Here is a 578-nt window from a genome sequence, read left to right as displayed (position 1 = left end):
GGGGTGGGCGTCACGGTGCCCGGCGGCGCCGCGGGCCAGGGCGGCGCGGTGCTCCCCGGCCTGCCGGGCCGCGTCCTCGGCGGCGCGCCCGGCGGCCCGGGCCGCCTCGACGTCGCGCACGCCGACGTCGCCGCCCGCCTCGGCCAGCGCGCGGACGGCCTCGTGCACCGCGTCGTCGCGGCCCGCGTCGTCGAGGCCCGGGCGGACCCGCACGTCGAGCACGCGGGGCAGCGCCAGCGTCCGTGACCCGGCCACCGGCAGGGTCCGCGTCTCGCCCGGGGCGAGCGTCACCGTCTCGCCGTCGACCTCGAGGCGGAGCGTGTCGCCCCCGGCCGGCACGGTCAGCTCGACCCGCGCCGCGGCGGCGTCGCGGGCGGCCTCGGCGCGCAGCAGGTCGCGGGCGAGGTCCTCGAGATCGGCGAGGTCGTCGGGGCCGACGGTGGCGGCGGCCAGGAGGCGTTCGGCGGCCGCGAGGCCCGACGCGGCCTCGTCGACCCGGCGCAGGCCCTCGGCCAGGGCGGCGAGCTCGGCGCGGGCGCGGTCGGCGCCGACGGCCCGGTCGGCGGCCTCGGCGGCCC

General features: G+C 83.9%; 1 protein-coding gene. It reads right to left on the bottom strand.

Features of this window, described 5'->3' with window-relative positions; all coding sequences use genetic code 11:
* Positions 1–578, bottom strand: a 578-nt coding sequence (locus tag ABD994_RS31305) for a hypothetical protein (RefSeq protein WP_345425687.1), incomplete at both ends; no start/stop codon positions are given.

This window comes from Actinomycetospora chlora, from assembly GCF_039542135.1.
In the GTDB taxonomy this organism is placed as follows: domain Bacteria; phylum Actinomycetota; class Actinomycetes; order Mycobacteriales; family Pseudonocardiaceae; genus Actinomycetospora; species Actinomycetospora chlora.
This window is presented reverse-complemented; position numbering and strand designations above follow the sequence as displayed.